The organism is uncultured Parasphingopyxis sp. (assembly GCF_937129435.1).
Lineage (GTDB): Bacteria > Pseudomonadota > Alphaproteobacteria > Sphingomonadales > Sphingomonadaceae > Parasphingopyxis.
Genome location: NZ_CAKZNF010000027.1, coordinates 18,904 through 40,314, shown reverse-complemented (window position 1 = coordinate 40,314; position 21,411 = coordinate 18,904). Strand labels below are relative to the sequence as shown.

18 protein-coding genes and 1 pseudogene are annotated in these 21,411 nt (G+C 62.0%); 8 read left to right on the top strand and 11 right to left on the bottom strand.

All coding sequences use genetic code 11. The features are described 5' to 3' along the window. The first annotated feature begins 43 nt into the window (after window positions 1–43). The 5 genes and pseudogenes from Q0139_RS05515 to Q0139_RS05495 form a co-directional block, all read left to right on the top strand. On the top strand, window positions 44–1,207 hold the full coding sequence (locus tag Q0139_RS05515) for a serine hydrolase (protein ID WP_298018661.1): 1,164 nt from the start codon (window positions 44–46) through the stop codon (window positions 1,205–1,207). A gap of 429 nt (window positions 1,208–1,636) precedes the next feature. Then, window positions 1,637–3,085: a TonB-dependent receptor plug domain-containing protein gene (locus Q0139_RS05510; RefSeq protein ID WP_298018657.1), complete on the top strand. Its 1,449-nt coding sequence runs from the start codon at window positions 1,637–1,639 to the stop codon at window positions 3,083–3,085. After that, window positions 3,086–4,264 carry a TonB-dependent receptor gene (locus Q0139_RS05505; RefSeq protein WP_367180731.1) on the top strand — a complete coding sequence of 393 codons (1,179 nt, stop codon included), beginning with the start codon at window positions 3,086–3,088 and terminating at the stop codon, window positions 4,262–4,264. A gap of 68 nt (window positions 4,265–4,332) precedes the next feature. Then, the gene (locus Q0139_RS05500; RefSeq protein WP_298018654.1) at window positions 4,333–6,324 is read left to right on the top strand and encodes a tetratricopeptide repeat-containing sulfotransferase family protein; all 1,992 of its coding nucleotides are present in this window, start codon (window positions 4,333–4,335) and stop codon (window positions 6,322–6,324) included. Beyond that, a pseudogene (locus Q0139_RS05495) lies at window positions 6,306–6,521 on the top strand (integrase core domain-containing protein); the annotation flags it as partial. The gene Q0139_RS05500 and the pseudogene Q0139_RS05495, both read left to right, overlap by 19 nt. Window positions 6,522–6,740: 219 nt before the next feature. Here the strand turns inward: Q0139_RS05495 and Q0139_RS05490 are convergent. The 4 genes from Q0139_RS05490 to Q0139_RS05475 all read right to left on the bottom strand — a co-directional run bounded on the left by Q0139_RS05490 (window position 6,741) and on the right by Q0139_RS05475 (window position 10,461). Beyond that, on the bottom strand, window positions 6,741–7,937 hold the full coding sequence (locus Q0139_RS05490; protein WP_298018651.1) for an iron-containing alcohol dehydrogenase: 1,197 nt from the start codon (window positions 7,935–7,937) through the stop codon (window positions 6,741–6,743). Between the two features lie 83 nt (window positions 7,938–8,020). Beyond that, entirely contained in the window at window positions 8,021–8,263 is a 243-nt protein-coding gene (locus tag Q0139_RS05485) for an enoyl-CoA hydratase-related protein (RefSeq protein ID WP_298018649.1), read from the bottom strand. Between the two features lie 42 nt (window positions 8,264–8,305). Then, window positions 8,306–9,301, bottom strand: a complete 996-nt coding sequence (locus Q0139_RS05480; RefSeq protein ID WP_298018646.1) for an acyl-CoA dehydrogenase family protein — start codon at window positions 9,299–9,301, stop codon at window positions 8,306–8,308. A 2-nt stretch (window positions 9,302–9,303) separates the two neighbouring features. Beyond that, on the bottom strand, window positions 9,304–10,461 hold the full coding sequence (locus Q0139_RS05475) for an acyl-CoA dehydrogenase family protein (RefSeq protein WP_298018643.1): 1,158 nt from the start codon (window positions 10,459–10,461) through the stop codon (window positions 9,304–9,306). A gap of 97 nt (window positions 10,462–10,558) precedes the next feature. Here Q0139_RS05475 and folE point away from each other — a divergent pair, with 97 nt between their 5' ends. Next, window positions 10,559–11,182: a GTP cyclohydrolase I FolE gene (folE, locus tag Q0139_RS05470; protein WP_298018640.1), complete on the top strand. Its 624-nt coding sequence runs from the start codon at window positions 10,559–10,561 to the stop codon at window positions 11,180–11,182. Between the two features lie 203 nt (window positions 11,183–11,385). Here folE and rlmN read toward each other — a convergent pair whose 3' ends face one another. From rlmN to Q0139_RS05450, 4 genes are all read right to left on the bottom strand, one after another. Beyond that, window positions 11,386–12,609, bottom strand: a complete 1,224-nt coding sequence (rlmN, locus tag Q0139_RS05465; protein WP_298018637.1) for a 23S rRNA (adenine(2503)-C(2))-methyltransferase RlmN — start codon at window positions 12,607–12,609, stop codon at window positions 11,386–11,388. A gap of 158 nt (window positions 12,610–12,767) precedes the next feature. Continuing rightward, the gene (locus Q0139_RS05460) at window positions 12,768–12,998 is read right to left on the bottom strand and encodes a hypothetical protein (RefSeq protein ID WP_298018634.1); all 231 of its coding nucleotides are present in this window, start codon (window positions 12,996–12,998) and stop codon (window positions 12,768–12,770) included. Window positions 12,999–13,599: 601 nt separating this feature from the next. Beyond that, on the bottom strand, window positions 13,600–13,923 hold the full coding sequence (locus Q0139_RS05455; RefSeq protein WP_298018631.1) for a DUF5615 family PIN-like protein: 324 nt from the start codon (window positions 13,921–13,923) through the stop codon (window positions 13,600–13,602). Further along, window positions 13,920–14,153: a DUF433 domain-containing protein gene (locus tag Q0139_RS05450; RefSeq protein WP_298018628.1), complete on the bottom strand. Its 234-nt coding sequence runs from the start codon at window positions 14,151–14,153 to the stop codon at window positions 13,920–13,922. Before Q0139_RS05450 ends, Q0139_RS05455 begins: the two co-directional genes overlap by 4 nt. On the opposite strand from Q0139_RS05450, the gene Q0139_RS05445 reads away from it, so the two are divergent. Then, the gene (locus Q0139_RS05445) at window positions 14,136–14,429 is read left to right on the top strand and encodes a hypothetical protein (protein ID WP_298018625.1); all 294 of its coding nucleotides are present in this window, start codon (window positions 14,136–14,138) and stop codon (window positions 14,427–14,429) included. The two genes, Q0139_RS05450 and Q0139_RS05445, sit on opposite strands and share 18 nt — an antisense overlap. A gap of 436 nt (window positions 14,430–14,865) precedes the next feature. Here the strand turns inward: Q0139_RS05445 and Q0139_RS05440 are convergent, their stop codons facing one another. Further along, window positions 14,866–15,741, bottom strand: a complete 876-nt coding sequence (locus tag Q0139_RS05440; protein WP_298018622.1) for a hypothetical protein — start codon at window positions 15,739–15,741, stop codon at window positions 14,866–14,868. A 3-nt stretch (window positions 15,742–15,744) separates the two neighbouring features. Further along, entirely contained in the window at window positions 15,745–16,413 is a 669-nt protein-coding gene (locus Q0139_RS05435) for a hypothetical protein (RefSeq protein ID WP_298018619.1), read from the bottom strand. A 232-nt stretch (window positions 16,414–16,645) separates the two neighbouring features. Here Q0139_RS05435 and acnA point away from each other — a divergent pair, with 232 nt between their 5' ends. Then, entirely contained in the window at window positions 16,646–19,327 is a 2,682-nt protein-coding gene (gene acnA, locus Q0139_RS05430; RefSeq protein WP_298018616.1) for an aconitate hydratase AcnA, read from the top strand. 21 nt (window positions 19,328–19,348) lie between these two features. On the opposite strand, the gene Q0139_RS05425 is transcribed toward acnA, so the two are convergent. Then, entirely contained in the window at window positions 19,349–21,391 is a 2,043-nt protein-coding gene (locus tag Q0139_RS05425) for a beta-propeller domain-containing protein (protein ID WP_298018613.1), read from the bottom strand. Window positions 21,392–21,411: the final 20 nt, after the last annotated feature.

Below are 21,411 nucleotides of genomic sequence, written 5' to 3'. Positions count from 1 at the left end.
CGAGGGGAGTTATAGTCACCGCTTCAATTCGGGGTGGGTGGTTATGCGTATTCTTTTCGATCGGTTCGCGGCGTGGCGCCAGTTTCTGGTTCTGGCCTGTGTCTCCTTGCTGGTGACGGCCTGTGCTGGGGCGATCCCGCAATCGCGGCCGCAAGACTATGTGAGTAACGTCCCGCCGCCGCAGCGACCGCTTCTCGACCGGCCCGAAGCGCGACCGCAACCCCAACCCCAGCCGACAATGGCCGCCGGTCCGTCGCGCGAACTCGAACAGGCGATCGATGCGCTCGGCCGCGGGTTCAACGGCCGGGTCGGCATCGCGGTGCGCGATATCGAGGACGGCTGGACGGTGTCGTGGAACGGCGACCAGTATCAGCCGCAGCAGAGCGTTTCGAAGACCTGGGTGGCGATGACTTTGCTCGATGCCGTCGACCGCGGCCAGATTTCGCTCGATCGGCAGGTCCGCGTCGGCCCCGAGGACACGGTCGTCTTCCACCAGCCGATGCTGGCGCGCGTCGGGAATAGCGGCTTCACGACGACGCTGCGCGAACTCTTCACCGAAGCGATGACGCGCTCGGACAATCTCGCCAACGACCGGATCCTGTGGAATGTCGGCGGGCCCGAGGCGGTGCGCGAATTCTTCGTCCGCAACAATCTGCAGGGGCTGCGCTTCGGCCCGGGCGAACGGCTGCTGCAGAGCGGCATCGCCGGGCTCGACTGGCAGCAGCGCTATGCCGGCCGCGCTTTCTACAGCGCCCGCGCCAACCTGTCGCAAAGCGTGCGGCAGGCGGCGATGGACCGTTATCTCGCCGATCCCGTCGACGGCGCGACGGCGAACGGCATGGTCGAGGCGCTGGCGCGGCTGGTGCGCGGCGAACTGCTCTCGCCGCAGTCGACGGCGCTGATGATCAACACAATGCGGTCCTCGCGCACCGGGCCGCAGCGGCTGCGCGGCGGCGTGCCCGATGGCTGGCTGTTCGGCCACAAGACCGGGACCGGGCAGAATCTCAACGGCATGACGGCCGGCTATAACGATGTCGGCATCGTCACGACGCCCGATGGCCGCAACTATGCCGTCGCCGTGCTGATCGGCTCCACGCGCGTCGGCATTCCCGAGCGCCAGAGGCTGATGCAGGCGGTGATGGGGCAGGTCGTCAGCCACCATCTGCGCCGCCGGTACGAGCGGTTCACCGGCGGGGCGATGCGGTAGGTAGTGGACATCCCTTGCGGCTCTGAATTGTGTATGGCCGATTCTGTGCGGCGTGCCGGACTTCGGCGGCGATATTGGGAATGCTGCTAACGACCCGAATTCCAACGTCTGAAGTTATTGGCTTCAAAATCTGCTTGCGGATGTGAAACCCAAACGGCCGACCCTGCCCTGTGCTCGCAAAGATCTATTCGCGGCCCGTCCCACACCGCGCCAATAGCAGGCTGAAGATCAGCGATCGCCGTGGCAATCGCGAGCCCACCGCTCTATCGGTACGCGGGGGTTGGCTTTGACGAAGCGCCTTGTTTGAAATGCCTCGCTACTAAGCGTCGATGTCCTGCACATCGTCGTATTCGCCTAAAAACGAAACGAGAGCGGCCTGACAGGGGCCGCCGCTGACTAGACCCCGGGGGGTAATCTTAAATGCGAAACATGTTGACCAGCGCGTCCGCGCTGGCCCTTACCTATTCTGTTGTCTCCGCTCCGGCCGCCGCGCAGTCGCAAACCGGCGATGCCGCGCAGCCGGCACCGCGGCAGGGCAACACCATCGTCGTCACCGCGACGCGCCGGACCGAAAATTTGCAAGATGTTCCGGTCGCCGTGCAGGCGCTTGGCGAGGAAGAGCTGGACCAGCTCGGCGTCACCGTTTTCGAAGACTATCTCGAGCAGCTTCCCGGCGTCACCGCCGGTGGCGGCGGCCCTGGCCAGAACACCATCTATATTCGCGGTCTCGCCTCGACGACGCCCAATCTGACCACCGCCGGCGTTGCCGGTCTCGCGCCGAACGTCGCGCTCTATCTCGATGAGCAACCGCTTTCGCAGCCGGGCCGCAACCTCGACGTCTATGCCGCCGACCTTGAGCGGATCGAAGTCCTCTCGGGGCCGCAGGGCACGCTGTTCGGCGCGTCATCGCAGGCCGGTACGGTGCGGCTGATCACCAACAAGCCGCGCATGGGCGTGTGGGAAGCCAATGTGCAGGGCGAAGTATCGTTCACCGATGGCGGCGATCCGAGCCAGCGCGGCGAGGTCATGGTCAATGTGCCCGTCGCCGATTTTCTCGCGTTTCGCGGCGTCGCCTTCCTCGACCATCAGGGCGGTTATATCGATAATGTGCCCGGCCGCCGCAATGCATTCGAAAGCGCGCGCTTCCGCCCCGCGGGCACGGTGCGCGACAATGGCGTTCCGGTCAGCACGCAGCGCCAGGGATTTCAGGCCAATCAGGACCTGTCGCTCGTGAATTTCCAGAATGCACGCGTCGGCGATCTGGTCGAGAATGATTTCAACGATGCCACCTATGCGGGCTTCCGCCTCACCGGCCGTCTCGAATTCAACGATTTCTGGTCGTTGACCGTCTCACACATGCGCCAGACGCTCGATACCGAGGGCGTGTTCTTCGACGATCCCGAACTCGACGATTACGAGATCCAGCGTTTCGAGGAAGACAATCTCTATGACCGTTTCGACAACACCGCCTGGACGCTCGAAGGGCGTCTCGGTTTCCTCGATCTCGTCTATTCGGGCGCCTATACTGAGCGCGATGCCGATCAGCGGGTCGACTATTCCGACTATCTCTTCGTCGGCAAGTATCTGCCCTATTATATCTGCGACGGCTCGGTCAGCTATCCGGGCGGCCAGCCGACTGGCACCTGCCAGGCGCCGAACCTGTTCGTGCAGTCGAACACCCATACCGAGGTGTTCACGCAGGAGCTGCGCTTCAGCACACCCGACGATTACTGGATCAGCGCGCAGATCGGCGGCTTCTACAGCGACTTGACGCTGGAAGAGCGCAACGACTTCACTTATACGGGATCGCAATTCGTGCAGGGGTTCAGCCCGGGCGTTATCGGCTTCGCGCCGAACTTCCCGTTCACCACGGGCTAGATCTCGGACCCAGGTCCGTTCCCGGCCGGCGTTATCTTCCGCAACGACGTACGGCGGACAGATGAACAGTTCGGCATCTTCGGCGAGGCGACGGTAGAGATCGTTCCGGACACCTTCGCGGTGACGCTGGGTGCGCGCTACTATGACGTGGAGGTCGATCTGGAGGGCAGCGCCAACAGCTCCTTCTGCAATTTGTCAGGCCCGAACGGCACCGACGTCAACGCCTTCGGCACCGATATCAGCGACCTTTACAATGACGACGGCCAGATCACCTTCCGCGGCTCGTGCAACCCTGCCAACCAGATCACCTATACGCTCGATACGATCGACGCGAATACGCCGGCACAGGTCGTGGCGGCGTTGAACAACGCACCGGATGCCGCCACCACCAATGGCGTGATCCTGAAGGCGACCGCGACATGGACGCCGACCGACGATCTACTGTTCTATGCGACCTATTCGGAAGGTTTCCGCCCCGGCCTGCTCAACCGTCCCGGCGGCGCGCAGGGCCCTGGCGGATTCACCGTTCCGTTCGCGCTCGATACCGATGACGTGACGAATTACGAATTCGGTTGGAAGACGCAGCTGTTCAATCGCGACCTGCGGTTCAACGGCAGCATCTTCTATGTCGAGATCGAGCGGTTGCAGACCACGATCTTCGATCCGAGCATCACCAACCTGTTCTTCTCCGACAATGCGGCCGATGCGGAGATCTGGGGGATCGAGGGCGATATCGCCTGGCGGCCCTATTCGCTGACGGGCCTCACCATCGCCGGCGCCTTCTCGATCCTCGACACCGAGATCACGGACGTGCTGACGCCGACGAACGACGTGCTCGTCGGAAGCGAGCTGGCCTTCGCCCCGGGCTTTCAAGGCAATATGCGCCTACGGTACGAATGGGATTTCGCGCCGGGCTTTACCGCTCACATCATGCCGCAGATCACGCACTCGGCGTCCTCGTTCACCGACATCATCGAGATCAACAAATACCGGCTCGACAGCTGGACGACGCTGGGTCTTTCGGCCGGCGTGGCGACGGACGACTGGTCGATCGAGGCGTTTGCCGACAACCTGACCAACGAACGGGCCGAAATCAGCGGGACCTTCGTCAACGACCGGGCGCGCACGACGGTGAACCGGCCGCTGACTGTCGGTATGCGCTTCTCGGCCGGCTTCTAGGCTATTTGCGTGTTGAATGGTGGACCGGCCGGTTCGCCATTCCCGCGCAATCTCCCTATTGAGGGCCGGTGAGCCAGTCCAAGGACCCATCGACGGATGCGATCAGCGCGGCGCGGCAACAGCTCGTCGCGGGTCGCCCCGATGCCGCGATCGCGCTGCTCGAACCGGCACTGGAGTCCGATCCCGACAGTATCGAGGCGCTTTACATGCGCGCGGTGTGCGAACGCTATGCGCGCCGCATAGATGATGCGCGGCGGACACTGGCCGCGATCAAGGCGCTCAGCCCCGAGTTCGGCCGGGTGCATCAGGAGGAGGGTCATCTCCTCCGTTCGGTCGGCGAGGACAACGCCGCCCTCTCCGCATTTCAACGCGCGACACGATTCAATCCGGCCCTCGAAGCCAGCTGGCGCGCCCAGGGCGATCTTCTCTCCGCCATGGGCCGGCCCGGCGAAGCGGCGGAGGCCGTGGCGCAGGCGGAACGGCTCAAGTCGCTGCCCAAAGACGTCGTGGCCGTCACGCATCTTTTGCATGAGGGAAAGCTACTCAAGGCCGAAAATCCTTGCCGCGCACATCTGAAGCAACATCCTCGGGACGTGGAGGCGATGCGGCTGCTTGCCGAGATCGGTTCGCGGTTCGGCGTGCTAGAAGATGCCGAATTTCTGATCGAGAGCGCGGTCGCCTTCGAACCCGACAACATCCAGCTTCGCCTCGATTATATCCAGGTGCTTCGCAAGCGGCAAAAATTCGGCGAAGCGCTTGACCAGGCGAAGGCGCTCTACGATTGCGATCCGGATAATCCCATCTTCCAGTCGCATCTTGCGATCGAATCGATGCAGGTCGGCGATTATGATCGCGCCTTCGAATTGTTCGACGCCATTCTCAAACAACTGCCAGGCGATCCCGCGACGCTGACTTCGCGCGGTCATGCGCTTAAAACGTTCGGGCGACAGGACGAGGCCGTCTCCTCCTACCGTGCCGCCTGTGCGGCGAAGCCCGATCAAGGCGATGCCTGGTATGCTCTCGCCAATTTGAAGACCTATCGTTTCGAGGAAGCCGAGATCGACCGGATGCGCGAGCAAGAGGCGCGCGGCGATCTGGCGCACATGGACCGCGTTCACATCTGCTTCGCACTTGGCAAGGCGCTGGAGGATCGGAATCACTATCAAGCGTCGTTCGGCTACTATGAGCGCGGCAACGATCTGAAGCGGCTCCAGAGCCGCTACGATGCCGACCAGATGAGCGGGGAGTTCGCCGCGCAGCGCGAAATCTGCACCGCCGAATTGTTCGACAAGCAGGCAGGCAACGGGTGCCCGGCGCCCGATCCGATTTTTATCGTCGGCTTGCCGCGCGCCGGATCGACGCTGCTCGAACAGATCCTCGCTTCGCACAGCCTGATCGACGGCACGCTCGAGCTGCCGAATATTCTCTCGCTCTCGCAACGCTTGCGCGGTCGCCAGCGTGCGTCAGACAAGTTGCCCTACCCGCAAAATTTGCACAATCTCGATGAAGATCAACTTCGCACTTTCGGCGAGGAATATATCGAAGGTACGCGTATTCACCGGCAAGGGGCGCCTTTGTTCATCGACAAGATGCCGAACAATTTCCGGCATATCGGGCTCATCCACCTGATCCTCCCAAACGCAAAGATTATCGATGCCCGGCGCGATCCGATGGATTGCTGTTTCTCCTGCTTCAAACAGCTCTTCGCCGAAGGACAGGAGTTTACCTACGGACTCGAACAGGTCGGGCAATATTATGCCGATTATGTCGCCCTCATGGAACATTGGGACGAGGTGCTTCCCGGCCGCATTCTGCGCGTGCAGCATGAGAACGTGCTCGACGATCTGGAGGGGCAAGTCCGACGCATGCTCGATTATCTTGAACTGCCTTTCGAACAGGCCTGCATCGATTTCCATAAAACCGAACACGCGATCCGCACCGCAAGCTCCGAACAGGTTCGCCGACCCATCAATCGCAGCGGCGTCGGGAACTGGCGCGCTTATGAACCGTGGCTGGGCGACTTGAAATCGGCATTGGCACGCTCAGGGATGAGCTGCTGAACGGGGAAATCTTCTATACGCTCAAGGATGCGGTCATACTGATCAGCCGCTGGCGGGCCCACTGCAACTCGCTCCGCCCGCACAGCTCGTTCGGCTACCAGCCCCACAAACGATCTTGCCTCGCCCTGCCGATCTGCCTTACGTTACGCTCCAGGCCACGCAGCAGGGCGACCTCAACCGTCGGAACTCTAACTTAACCTGGGGATGGGCAGGTCAATGCCGACAACAATGTTATCAAGCTATCTGACCTATTGAACGAACGAAGGGCCGGAACCATCATTCCCCCCAAGAAGGGATGGCCCCTCCCCAATTCACCCGTCAGAGAAGAACGGGCAGATGAGCAGTCATAAGTATCTAAAGGGGGCTAGAAATGAGCCCCAGAATAACGTTGCGCTATCCCAATTATGGCGACCGCCTCAGGGATTCCACACTTGACGATAAAGACCCTGGATCTGCTCGGCCGTCGGCACGATCGGATTGTTGCCGGGTGAACCCGATGCCAATGCCTGTTCCGCCATCACAGGTATGAGGGCCGACCAACGTTCGGGATCAATGCCGAATGCTTGAGGCGAGGGCACCTCGAGCTCTTCGTTGATGCGGGCCAGCTCGTCGACCAATCTTCGGATTGCGCCCTGCTCGCCCTCATCAGCGCCGGCGATATCCATGGCACGAGCGCATTGTGCATATCGGGCAAGCGCGGCGGGAGCGGAAAAAGCCGTGACGGTGGGCAGGAGCATGGCATTGGAAAGGCCGTGCGGCACGTGAAAATGCGCACCGATCGGCCGGCTCATGCCATGAACAAGGGCAACCGAAGCGTTCGAAAAGGCGATGCCGGCCTGCATCGAGCCCAACATCATCGCCTCGCGCGCAACACGATCCTCCGGGTCGTTCCAGACACGACGCAAATTGGGCGCGATCGCCTTTATGGCGGAGAGAGCGAAGATATCGGAAAACGGGTTCGCCTTGGCCGAAACATAGGCCTCGATGCCATGGGTAAGCGCATCGATGCCGGTGTCTGCGGTAAGGCGAGGCGGCATCGTCAGCGTCAGTTCGTAGTCGACCAATGCCGCGACGGGCAGATAGGCCAAACCAGCGCACAACATTTTCTCGTCCGTCGTTTCATCGGTGACGATGGTGAAACGGGTTGCTTCCGAACCGGTCCCCGCCGTTGTCGGGATGGCGATGATCGGCAGACCTGCCGCATCTTGCACATGCGGTGCCTTGTAGTCCGCGCACCGGCCTCCATGCACGGCAAGCACGGCAATCGCCTTCGCGCTGTCGATCGGGCTCCCTCCGCCGAACCCGACGACGCAATCATGGTCGGCCTCCTGCTGGAATGCGAGCGCGGCCTCGATCGAGGCGGCCGTAGGCTCGGGCACGGTATCGGCGAAGACGCGCGCTTCGATAGCCGAGCGGCGCAACCCGTCGATCAACATTTCCACTTTGCCGCTTTTCAGCAGAAAATCGTCAGTCACGATCAACGGACGCGACAATCCGAGTGAATCCAGTATCGCGCCCAGTTCGCCCGAAGCGCCACCACCGATGCGCAACAGCCGCGGCAATGCGGCTTGAGAAACCATGGAACATATCCTCCTTGGCATCGCTCCGGCCAAAGCCGATAGGTGATTCGGCAGTCTTATTCACCCGCCAAATTTGTGAGCAGCGGCACCAATTCCACGAAGGGGGAGCGGTTCGGTCATTTTCGGCGAGAGCGCATAGCGTGCGCCGTGATGCTCTTGATATTACCGCCCGACGAGAAGCAGCTGCCCTCGCCGGTCAGGATGATGACGCGGGTATCGGGATCGGCGTCCGCATCCTGCAACGCACCGACGATCGCGTCGATCATCGGCAATTCGGAAATCGCGTTGCGCGTGTCGGGTTGGTTCAGTGCCAGCGTGACGATACCGTCTTGCGTCGTTCGGGTTACCAGATCGCTCATGCGAAGCTCCTTCGGCCACCGCCCGGGCGGCTCCCCATTCGACTACCCATCCGCGCTGCCACCCCGAATCTGCCGGCGGATCCTATCGATGCTCGTGCCGCCGCCCTGTTCCCGCCAGGAAGCGGCAACGCGCCGTGCCCAATAGGCTTCCGAACCGAAGCTCAACTGCCAGCGCTTGATGCGCCGGGTGTGGAGTTGCAAGTCATGCTCCTCGCTGATTCCTATCGCGCCATGCACGGCATGGGCGAGCCCGCAGCAATCGGGCGCCGCCTGATTGACCATGCATTTCGCCGCCGCCGCGCGCCACGGGTTGAGCGCCAGTCGCTCGCTGGCGAAAACGAAATGCGCCGCCGCATTGGAGGCCGCCACCCGTTCCGCCATCACCGCCAGATGGTGCTGGATGGCCTGGAATTTCGACAGCGGGCGGCCGAACTGATTGCGTTCGGAAGCATGGGCGATCGACATGGCGAGAACGCGGTTCATCGCCCCCGCCATATGGGCGGACGTGATCGCGGCGGCCCAGGTCAGAAGGTCGATGTCCGATTCGAACGCGGCGAGCGGCGGAGCGTCGGCAGAGATCAGCGCCGCCGGCAGGCCGAAACCATCGCGCTCACCTTGAGCCGCTTCGACCAGTGTCATGCCGTTGCCCGACTGAACCAGCGCAAGGCAGCCGTCGCTGAACACAGGCGCGACCGGCGACGACAACTTACCGTCCTCGGACAAGGGCCAGAGCAGAATCGGCGCATCGGCGGGCACATCCGCACCGTGCCGCGCGAGCAGTGCCCGTGCGACGATGGTTTCGGCGACCGGCACCGGAACCAGATGCTCGCCGCACGCAATGACGAGGGAGGCGATATTCTGCGGCAGAAGGCCGACCCCGCCGCTGTCTTCGGGCACCAGCGCATCGAGAAAGCCGGAATCGCCGATAGCCGCCCACAATTCCGGCGCCGATCCATCTTTTTCCGCGCCGCGCACCGTGGCCGGTGGAGACAGGTCCGTCAGCAGACGCGCAAAGGGTCCGAGCAGTTCGTCGTCCATGGCTATCGCAACCCCAGGCCCCGCGCGATCATGCCGCGCAATATTTCCCGCGTCCCTCCGCGTAGCGAAAAAGACGCGCTGATCTGCATCAGATAAGCGAGCGTACCGAGCAGTTCGGGATCGACCGGCGCCGGATCCGATCCCACGGCATCGGCGATTTCCACGGGAATAGCCTGTTCCAGCTCGGTCCCCAGATCCTTCAGCAACGCGGCCTCGTTGACCGGCGATTCCCCGTTGGCGAGCTTTGCCGCCAGTGCGATCGACATTTCGCGGGCGATCGCCAGCCGCGCGAGCAGCTTGCCCAGCCGTTCCTGATGACATGGGTTTTCGGGACTGTTCGCCAGATGCGATGCCCACAGATCGAGCAGCACCATGCTCGAATAGATGCGTTCGGGGCCGCTGCGTTCGAACGCCAGTTCGGCATTGACCTGCGCCCAGCCCTGCCCTTCTTCGCCGACGAGCGCATCGGCGGGCAATCGCACATCCTCGAAGAACACTTCGCTGAAATGTGCGTCGCCGCACAGGTCGACGATCGGGCGAACGGAAATGCCCGGCAGCGTGAGGTCGATGATGAACTGGGAAAGCCCGGCCTGACGATCGTCCGGCGAGCCCGATGTCCGTACCAGCGCGATCATGTAATCCGACTTGTGGCCGAACGTCGTCCAGATCTTCGATCCGTTGAGCCGCCAGCTATCGCCGTCTTGTGTTGCGCGCGTCCTGATACTGGCGAGGTCGGAACCCGAATTGGGCTCGCTCATGCCGATGCAGAAGACGATTTCGCCGGCGCAGATCCGCGGCAGGTAGAAACGGCGCTGCTCCTCCGTCCCGTAGCGCATCAGCAGCGGCGCGCTCTGCCGGTCGCCGATCCAGTGCGCCGCGACGGGCGCGCCCGCCGCCAGCAATTCCTCCATCAGGACGAAGCGCGAAAAGGCGTCCGCACCGCCGCCGCCATATTCGCGCGGCAAGGTCAGCCCGAGCCAGCCCCGCGCGCCCAGACTCCGGCTGAAGTCCGGGTCGAAACCGGACCAAGTCTTGGCGCGCGTGCGCGGGGAAACGCCGTCAAGGCGTTCGGCAAGGAAATCCCTTATCTCACCGCGCAACGTCTCCGCCGCTTGCGGCAGCTTCGCGGACGAGAAGGAATGGATGAGCGGGACGGTCATGGTCTCGGCATTATGAGCGGCATCCGGCATACTGGCAATTAAGGGAGTGGAGCGCGAACGAACGAATATTTAGACGCCGCTCGCGAGGGAGATAAGCATGAGCAGCCTGGTCGGCCGCGACGAAGACGATTTCAACAACCGGGCCGGACTGGCGAAGCCGCCGGTCCCCGATGACGTCCAGGACGCCATCCGAACTCTGATCCGCTGGGCCGGGGACGATCCGACGCGTGAGGGTCTGCTCGACACACCCAAGCGGGTGGCGCGAGCCTGGAAAGAATATTGCCTCGGCTATGGCGAGGATCCGGCGGTGCATCTCTCCCGCACGTTCGAGGAAGTGGGCGGATATGACGAGATCGTGCTGCTCAAGGAGATCCCGTTCCAGTCGCACTGCGATCATCATATGGCGCCGATCATCGGCAAGCCCGCGATCGCCTATCTGCCGACCGATCATGTCGCCGGCATTTCGAAGCTGGCGCGGGCGCTCCACGGCTTTTCCCGCCGCTTGCAGGTGCAGGAGCGGCTGACCGCCGAAGTTGCGCAATGCATCTGGGACAACCTCAAGCCGCAAGGCGTGGCGGTTGTGATCGAAGCGAGCCACTCTTGCATGACCGCGCGAGGCGTGAGCACTCCTGGCGTCATCATGACGACCAGCCAGATGATGGGCGTTTTCCTTGAAGACGAACGAAGTCGAGAAGAGGTGCTACGGCTCTTGAAATCCTAGGATGCAGAAAATTTCGATATAGGCCGATGGATTGACCGGCGACTGTTCGTCGCCAGGGCTTCTGGGCTGAGGCCAGACTGAGAAACCACTCGTCAGGGGCCTTTCGCAAATTAGGGCGAAGTTTATCCTGAGCGACGCCGCAGGCGGCGTCGGAGGGCGGGAGCACTGAGAGGATATATTCGCCTACTGCGCGACGGCATCGCCTAAAGAGCCGCCTGCTTCTCTTCGGCCAGCCGATCGAGCTCGGCGCGCGACTTCTTTTCCGCCGCCGATTTGAGCTGTCCGCACGCCGCCATGATGTCCCGCCCTCTTGGCGTGCGGACGGGGGCGCTGATCCCGGCATCGAAGATCTGCGAGGAAAACGCCTCGATCCGTTCGGGCGTCGAGCATTCATAGGGCGCGCCGGGCCAGGGGTTGAAGGGAATGAGGTTCACCTTGGCGGGGAGCTTGTACTTGCGGATCAGCCGGATCAGCTCCTGCGCGTCTTCGTCGCTGTCGTTCTTGTCTTTCAGCATGACATATTCGAACGTGATCCGGCGGGCATTGTTGACACCGGGATAATCGGCGCAGGCCTGCAGCAGCTCCTCGATCCCGTATTTGCGGTTGAGCGGCACGATCTCGTCGCGCACCTCTTTGGTCACGGCATGGAGCGAGACGGCGAGGTTGACATTGATCTCCTCGCCCGCGCGCTTCATCGCCGGAACGACGCCCGAGGTCGACAGCGTGATCCGGCGGCGGGACAGGCCCAACCCCTCTTCGTCGCGCACGATCGCCATCGCGTCGCGGACGTGATCGAAATTGTAGAGCGGCTCGCCCATCCCCATCAGCACGATGTTCGTCAGCATCCGGCCTTCGGGATCGTAGTTGCTCGACACGCCGGGCTTGGGCCATTCGTCGAGCGTGTCGCGCGCCAGCATCACCTGGCCGACAATCTCCTGCGGCACGAGGTTGCGGACGAGCCGCATCGTCCCGGTGTGGCAGAATCGGCAATTGAGCGTGCAGCCGACCTGGCTCGAAATACACAGCGTCCCGCGATCGGCATCGGGGATGAAGACCATCTCGTAGTCATGACCGTCATCGGTCCGGAGCAGCCATTTGCGCGTGCCGTCCTCGGAGACGAGATGTTCGACGATCTCGGGCCGGCCGACGACGAAATGCTCGGCGAAGAGCGCGCGGTGCGGCTTGGCGATCTCGCTCATGCTGTCGAAATCGCGCGCGCCGCGATGATAGAGCTGATGCCAGAGCTGCTTGGTCCGCATCTTCGCCTGGCGCGGATCGAGGCCGATGCCCTCGAGCGCCTCCCGGATCTCCGCCCGGGTCAGCCCGACGAGCGCGACCTTCCCGTCCGCCCGAGGCGCGCGATCGCGCGGAACGGTGACGGCATTGTCGGCGCCGGGGCGCGACATGGGGGCGGCGGATGCACTCATGGCGCGCGATGTAGGGGGAATGGGGCGAATATGGAAGGTTGGGTGTTATCCGTCAGGCTTTCGCTGGCGGTCGAATGCCGCTCCAGCCCCTGCGCATCCCGAAAATCCCGGCGGCGGGCGGGACGGGCTTGGCGTTGCCGCCCGCCGATTTGACCGGTTCAGCCACGCCGCAGGCCGCAGCCGCCGGGGCGGTCGACAGGGGTGAGGCAGCCGCCCTGCACGATCCGGGCGCGGGCGGAGGCGCGCGGCGCGTTTTCGGAGACGGCAGCGGGAGAGCCGATGCGGGCGGGTTCGCCACTATCGGCGGGGAGGGCGAGCCAGCTGCAGGTTGCCGCCATCGTGCCGACGGCGAGCGCGACCTGCAGCCGCGTCGACACGGCCTTGTGCATGTTTATGGACCTTCCTGAACCTTGGTCGGCCGGCTCGTCATTATCGCGAACCGGTCCGCCTTTATGTTGTGACGCGGCGGGTTTCTTACGGGAGTTTGGGGGCATGCCCGCCGCGTCACGCCTTCGCTCTGCCCGCCTCTGCGCCGCTCCGCCACCCATGGATCGACCGGCGGCGGCGCAATATCGACGAACCGAATCCCGCCGCGCCGCACCGCCCGCCAGCATCGACGAACCGAGCGGACCGGCATGAGAAGTCGCACAGGTCCCCCCTCCACGCGCGCAAGGGCGGCCGGCTTGCGGGATGTGCAACTACCCGTCATCGCCAGCCTTTCTCCCCATCGCCATCGCCGCGACATCCCGCCCTTCGCCTCTCGAAAGCGCCTAACTTCACACCTGCTTTACACATGCTTGACACAGGAGCGCCTTGCGCGCGCCCCGCTCTCTCCTCCTCCAACACCTCGACGGCGCGCCTGCCGACCATGGCGGCGCAGCGCCACCGGGCGGTACCGTAGATCGCCGCGGCGGAAGTAGGACAGTCAAAAGATGCTGCTTTGTTCGGCGGCAGAGCACCCGGGCCGCGCCGAAAGGCTAGGAGCGCAATCTATCGCAGCTCGATGAAACGCTCTCCTTCGCCCAGCAGCCTTTCCACCTCAGGCCAGCGCTGGTCCAGCCATGCGCCGAGCGCGCGGTTGGTCGTGTTGCCGCAGCGTAGCCAGAGCAGCGCGAACCGGTCCGGCCGCCTCAGCATCAGGAAATCCTCGTCCTTGCTGATCAGGATCGCGCCGCTCGCCTCAGCGCGTTCGGCGATGGCGGCATCGGGCGCGGCGCCGGGTAGAATGGCGAACACATGCTCGGCGTCATGCCCGCGTGCCTCCAGCCAGCCGGCAAGGCCCGGGGGCAATTGCGCGTCGATGAGGAACTTCATTCCGCCGCGATGACGACGGGATGGCCGGCCGCGTCGGCGGCATAGGCGAGGCAGGCGGCGATATCCTCGGCCTTCAGATAGGGATAATCGGCGACGATCTCCTCGCGCGACGCCCCGCCGGCGAGCATTTCGAGCACGTCCGACACCCGCACCCGCGTCCCCGCCACCGTAGGCCGCCCGCCGCATACGGCAGGGTCGACGGCGATGCGGGGATGGCCATTGATCGTCATGCGCCGATGATGCGCCCGACCTCCCTATCGGTCAAGCGCGCCGAGGGGCTGGTACCGGTGAGCGAGGAGGAGCTGGAGCGCGCGATCCGCATCGCGCTGCAGGTGACGCGATCGATGTACCTCTCCCGCGTCACCGCGAGCCGCAAGTTCGACAGGAAATGGGCGCAGGACGTGATCGCCTATGCCGTGATGCGCCAGCTCGGCCGCTACACGGTCCTGCGCGACGCCGAGGAATATGACCGGGCGGGGCGGGCGATGCTGCCGTTGTTTGGGTGAGAAGCGATTATAGGATCAAAGCTCTAAGCTGTTATGGCAACGGCGGCATCAGCCTGACTGCGATTGATATCTTGCCCTAGGGATTCCCGGTAGAGTCTGGACACAGAATCTATCCGGAACAAACAATTTGTAACTTTCAATCAGTATGCTTATATCGACGAGAGCAACGCACGAGCCGGCGTCTCATCGCTATGCGTATGAGGCATAAGGCCAGTCGAGAGCCAAAATATTTTTCTTGCGGTATTTTGGTTCGCGCGGCTTCTGGTTAAACGCTAGCTTAGCTCGGCCGGGTGAGGTTAGCGTGATCAGATGTCGAAGGTAGGTGTGAGAACATATGATCATCATTTTGAAAATGATTGACCATATTGTTCGTGATGCTTTAGAAGCAAGTACGACATTCCAGGGCGAGCTACATAACTAGTAGCTCGCCCTTATGTTATCTAACGTAATCATTTGCCGCGATATTCACGTGCTTTTCGCTTTTAGGTCGTGTTGGCCTGTCGTGACAATTTGGGAATGTATCCGGTAAACCGCCTCGTTCCGGGGTGCAATCGAAATGAAACAGGGGGTCCAACCCCCCGCCAAACCTAGCTCTTGCCGAAAGAAGGCAGATAGGATTGTGAGGCTTTACCAAACGGTCAGCCATCCCGTGCCGATCATTTCCCGGCGAGCTAAATATCAACCTCCGTTCATCCTTTACTGAGGGCTTTCCTTGATCTTTCAAGCGCGGATACGCGCTATTTAGCTCTTTATCCCCTTTTTGCAGAAGATCATAAATATCATTGGAATTAGCGGCATCGGATTGAATTCGATCAATGATATCACACAGAACTTTCGATCTAAAATTACGAATTGGTAAAAAAAGATTGCAAAACCTTTTCCCCGCAAAATAATCTTCGACCTGACCACATTTCTTTAAGCCGCGGTTGGTCGAAGTTTCCAGCATATTAACATACTCGACCAATTTCCTCCGCTCTTCAAATTTTGCATTGGAAACTGGATCGAAATATCGGACAGGGGCAAGCATAGCGAACGGAAAAAAGCTTTTCACCAAGCGCTCAGTATCGGCATTTCGATAATCGACAAAAACCGCTAATATTCTAATTTTATCCAAAATTTTGTGGCCAGATATTTTTCGACACATCTGACTATGAACATTTGAAATATACTTTTCCGAATACGCGTAGGGATCCTCATTTTCCAATATGATTAGCGGAAAAGAATTTTTCCCAGCAAATCGTTTGGAGCTTCGCCGGCGTATCTCATTTACGACCTGCGCTTCAAATCCACATAGCGCTACCAAATTTTTCATAGCTCAATGCCTATGAAGGGCCTCGATCACATCTAGCGAAAAAGTAACTTTTTTCTTCTGTTCATACGATAGCCGGCTTAAAATTTCATCAAGCAAACTTGAGCGGGATTTACTTTCTTCGCTCTTTCTAACTAGATCACTTTGATCGAGACCTTCGTCGCCCAACCATCTTTCGATCTTATCAATGGTGTCGGCAACTGGGTCTTCGCTACCATGATCGGCAAAAAATTTTGGATCAATGCTGCGAATTCTGTCGGCTTTTCCTCTGATTTCGTCGCGATTTTTAGAAAAATATAATGTGTCTAGACTGATATATCGGGTTTCTTGTGGATCATCTGAAGAAAAAAATGCTCTCCAAAACTCCGGTTTATATCTTGGTTTGGGCTTAACAGGCCGAGCAACTTCCCCGGGATTTAAATTTATAGCATAAACATTATTGTTTTTTCCGAACGAAACCACTTCGCACTTAATCTCGTCTTTAACAAAATCCAATATTCTCTTGTTAAAAACGCTCTCTATTCGTGATTTACTTTCTGCTAAATCTTGTCCAAGAGTGCTGAGATAATAAACTGAATTTCCAGCACGTCGTCTATCTTCAATTAGCTTCTCAACGTGGCCAATCAACCGGGACTTTTCTTCCGTTGGTGCTGCCATAGGGAGTTCGTCGGCCATAAGTCACCCTATCATATTGGATTGATAGCCTATGCATTGAGCGCGATATGATGCGTCGTCAAGCGACACTATTCCGCCGAGCATCCTCCTCGAGCGCCTAGACGTCGGAACATACCTTCCCCCGCCCCGCGCCCTGCGCTAAACCCCGCCTCGACTCTCAACCACGCTTGCGTCGGAGAAGCCCCGTAGCGTCTCTCCTCCGGCGTCAAGTATCACTTGACGACGAGGTATCATGACAGCCACCGGCCACGACACGCTTTCCATCCGCTCCACGCTCTCGGTCGAAGGACGCGAGGTCCATTATTATTCGCTCGCCAAGGCGGCGGAGAAGCTGGGCGATGTGTCGCGGCTGCCTTTCTCGATGAAGGTGCTGCTCGAAAACCTGCTGCGCTTCGAGGACGGGAATACCGTCACCGGGGACGATCTGCAGGCGTGCGCGGACTGGCTGAAGGAGCGGCGGATCAGCCGCGAGATCCAGTATCGCCCGGCGCGCGTGCTGATGCAGGATTTCACCGGTGTTCCCGCCGTCGTCGATCTTGCCGCGATGCGCGACGGCATCGTGGCGCTGGGCGGCGATGCGGAGAAGATCAATCCGCAGGTGCCCGTCCATCTCGTCATCGATCACAGCGTCATGGTCGACGAATTCGGCACGCCGCAGGCGTTCGAGGAGAATGTGGCCCTCGAATATCAGCGCAACATGGAACGCTACGAGTTCCTGAAATGGGGCGCGGGCGCGTTCGATAACTTCAAGGTCGTGCCGCCCGGCACCGGCATCTGCCACCAGGTGAACCTCGAAAACCTCGCGCGCGGCGTATGGAGCAGCGAAGACGCGGACGGCAAGATGGTCGCCTATCCCGATACGCTGGTCGGCACCGACAGCCATACGACGATGGTCAACGGCCTCGGCGTGCTCGGCTGGGGCGTCGGCGGGATCGAGGCCGAGGCGGCGATGCTGGGCCAGCCCGTCTCCATGCTCATCCCCGAAGTCGTCGGTTTCAAGCTGACCGGCGCGATGGCCGAGGGCATCACCGCGACCGACCTGGTGTTGACGGTGACGCAGATGCTGCGCGCGCATGGCGTGGTCGGCCGGTTCGTCGAATTCTTCGGCGACGGGCTGCACAGCCTGAGCCTTGCCGATCGCGCGACGATCGCGAACATGGCGCCCGAGTATGGCGCGACCTGCGGCTTCTTCCCGATCGATGAAAAGACGCTCGATTATATGCGGCTCACGGGCCGCGACGAGTGGCAGATCGCGCTCACCGAGGATTATTGCCGCGCCCAGGGGCTGTGGCACGACCCGGCCGAGGCCGATCCGCTGTTCACCGACACGCTGGAGCTCGACATGGGATCCGTCGTGCCGAGCCTTGCCGGGCCGAAGCGGCCGCAGGACAAGGTGGCGCTGACCGGCGTCGACGAGCTGTTCGCGCGCGATCTTGCCAGCGTCTACGGGCGCGAGGCAGCGAAGCGCGTCGATGTCGAGGGGCGCGACCATGATATCGGCGATGGCGATGTCGTGATCGCGGCGATCACGAGCTGCACCAACACCTCCAACCCCGCCGTGATGGCCGCCGCCGGCCTCGTCGCCCGCAAGGCCCGCGAAAAGGGGCTGAGCGTGAAGCCGTGGGTGAAGACCTCGCTGGCGCCGGGATCGCAGGTGGTGACCGATTATCTCGACAAGGCGGGGCTGACCGAGGATCTGAACGCGATGGGCTTCGATCTGGTCGGCTATGGCTGCACGACCTGTATCGGCAACTCCGGCCCGCTCGCCGCGCCGATCTCCAAGGCGGTCAACGAGAACGATCTCGTCGCCGCCTCGGTGCTGTCGGGGAACCGGAATTTCGAGGGGCGGGTGAGCCAGGATGTGCGCGCCAACTTCCTCGCCTCGCCGCCGCTCGTCGTGGCCTATGCGCTGAAGGGGACGGTGACCGAGGATATCACGCAGACGCCGTTGGGGCAGGGATCGGACGGCGAGGACGTGTTCCTGGCCGATGTGTGGCCGTCGAACGACGAGGTGCGACGGACGATCGAGGAGTTCGTCGGCGCCGAGATGTTCAAGACGCGCTACGCCGATGTGTACAAGGGCGACGAAAAGTGGCGCGCCATCGATGTCGAGCCGTCGGCGACCTATCGCTGGCGCTCGGGCAGCACCTATGTGCAGAACCCGCCTTACTTCGAAGGCATGGAGATGGAGCCGGCGCCGCTGACCGATATCCGCGACGCCCGCCCGCTGGCGCTGTTCGCCGACTCGATCACGACCGACCACATCAGCCCCGCCGGCGCGATCAAGGAAGACTCGCCAGCCGGTACGTATCTGAAAGACCGGCAGGTTTCGAAGGCCGACTTCAATTCCTACGGCTCACGCCGCGGCAATCACCAGGTCATGATGCGCGGCACCTTCGCCAATATCCGCATCAAGAACCAGATGCTCGACGGCGTCGAAGGCGGGATGACCAAGCACATTCCCTCGGGCGAAATGATGCCGATCTACGATGCCGCGATGAAGTACAAGGAAGAGGGCACCCCGCTCGTCGTCATCGCCGGCAAGGAATACGGCACCGGCTCGTCGCGCGACTGGGCGGCGAAGGGCACGATCCTGCTGGGCGTGAAGACCGTGATCGCCGAGAGCTATGAGCGCATTCACCGTTCGAACCTTGTCGGCATGGGCGTGCTGCCGCTGCAGTTCGCCGAGGGGCTGAGCCGCGAGACGCTGGGCATGGACGGGACCGAGCAGTTCACCATCACCGGCGTCGCCGATCTCTCGCCGCGTCAGGACGTGACCGTCACCATGACCCGCGCCGATGGTTCGACCGAAACGTTCGAAACGCTCTGCCGCATCGATACCGCGAACGAGATGGAGTATTTCCGCAACGGCGGCATCCTCCATTATGTGCTACGGAATCTCGCCAAGGCATAGCGACGGAGCTTCAGGGCCGACTTACTCGCCGCGCTCGGACTGGTCGGAGCGCGGCGCATAGTCGAGCCGGCCAATCTCGCTGATCCGGCCATCGGCCATCCGCCCTTCGACGAGCTCGTAACCGAGCAATGCGAAGATGCGTTCGCCGAGGAAGATCGGCCGGGCATTGCCGTACCAGTCGGTGCACGAGGCGACGCAATCGTCGTCGATCGCGCCTTCCACCTGCGCCGCGAGTTCGCCGGCGTTGGAGAATTGCCGGTCGTCGCGTCGCAGATAGAGCATCGCGGCGGCGCTGCCGAGCAGCCGCGCGAATTCATAGGGCACGGCGCGCGCGATCGGCAGACCGAGCGTGCCCGAAACGCCCTCGGGCGATCCTGGATCGGGCCGGTAGAAATAGGCGTGGCTGCGGCGTTCGCCCTGCGCCGCGTTCGGCATCAGATAGCTGTCGGCGATATGCGGCGTCGCTTGGGTCAGCGCGATCGAGGTGAAGTTCAGCCCGTCATATTCGCCATCGCCATTGCCGATGATGACGGCGTCGGAACCGAGAATCTCGATCCGCTGCGGCTCATGGTCGAGCGTGAACGATGCGATCTCTCCGCCGTCCAGCGGCACGGCATGGGCCATCGGCGGAAACCGCTCGTCCCCGTTCCGAACGAGCCCGCCATGGCCGTATACGAGGTGCCGGCCGACATAGCGGTTCTGGAACTGGTAGCTACTCTGTTCGGGCCGCCCGAGATGGCGATAGTAACGCTGGCGCACCTCATCCGACCCGTCGCCGAATTCGCTCAGCGGCAACCGGATCAGGCTCACCGTGCCATAGGGCGCCTCCGGCTCCCACATCGCATCGCTGTCCCATCCGGCGCGGACGAGAACGTTGATGAAACCGTCGGCCGGGTCCTCGCGGAACGAGAACTGGTCGAACGGCGCGCCGCGCGTCCCGATCGCGCCGGGACGGCTCCCGTCGAGCGGCATGCGGTAGAGATGCGAGAAGCGCTGGCGGCGATTGTCGTCATCGTCGCCATAATAATCGTCCTCGTCGTTGACCCAGAGATAGACGGCACCGCCCGAGACATAGAATTCGCGCGAATAGCCCGCGATCACACCGACGGCCGAACAATCGAAATCGGCCGACGCGACGTCGCAGGTCGTGATGCTGTGCAGCGTCGATGCGCCTTCATAGCCCAATCGTCCGTCGAACACGTCGCGCGTGAAGAAGATCTGGCGCGGGCCGGCGATCCGCTCGAAAGCCCGGTCGGTCTCGTCGCCGTTCCAGCGCTTGACCCCCGGCAGCCAGTCGAGCGTGTCGCTGCCATAGCCGATCTCGAGCGGGGTGTAGAAGATCAGGCGGTTGCCGATCAGGCGAGATGCGTAATTGTCGGATGAATAATAGTCGTTCGACCGCAAGTGGTGCGCGTCCTCGAACGTCAGATGCCCGTCTTCGGACAGCCGGAAGCGGTTCACCTCGGTGCCGCCGCGGCCATAGCTGTAGCCGATCACGATGACCCGATCTCCCGCGATCAGCATCTCATCATACCAGGACCGGCTGCCATCGGTATCAGGCGGATAGGCGTCGATCGAATCGATCGCGCGCATTTCGCCGCCCGCCGTCGACACGGTGAACAGCCGTCCGCGCCGCAGAACGATCAGCAGGTCGCCGCGATTCTTGACGATGCCGCCCTCATCGACGCCGGCGGTCTGGTTGTTGGTGATGCTTTCGTCACCCGCCGCGCCCGTGGGCGCAACGGTGGCGGGCGTCGTCGCTGCCTGGCCCGGAGGCGGCGGCGGAGGGGGCGCAGGCGGTGGTGGTGGCGGAGGGGGCGGTGGCGGAGGCGGCGGCGGCCGCCGGTCATATTCGCGGCTCATCCGCCGCACGAAGCGCAGCAGTTCCTCGTCGTTGCGAAACGATCGGAGCCCCTCGCTCGTGCCGCGCTGCGCGGCGGCGCCGTCAGGCTGGAATCCGTATGCCGTGCCGGGCAATCCGATGAGGCCGAGCAGCAGAAGCACCGCCAGTATCAGCAGCCATTGTCCGTCCCAACGCCGGCGGCGCGCTGTCGATCCCGTCATCATGCCCCTCCCCCCAATGG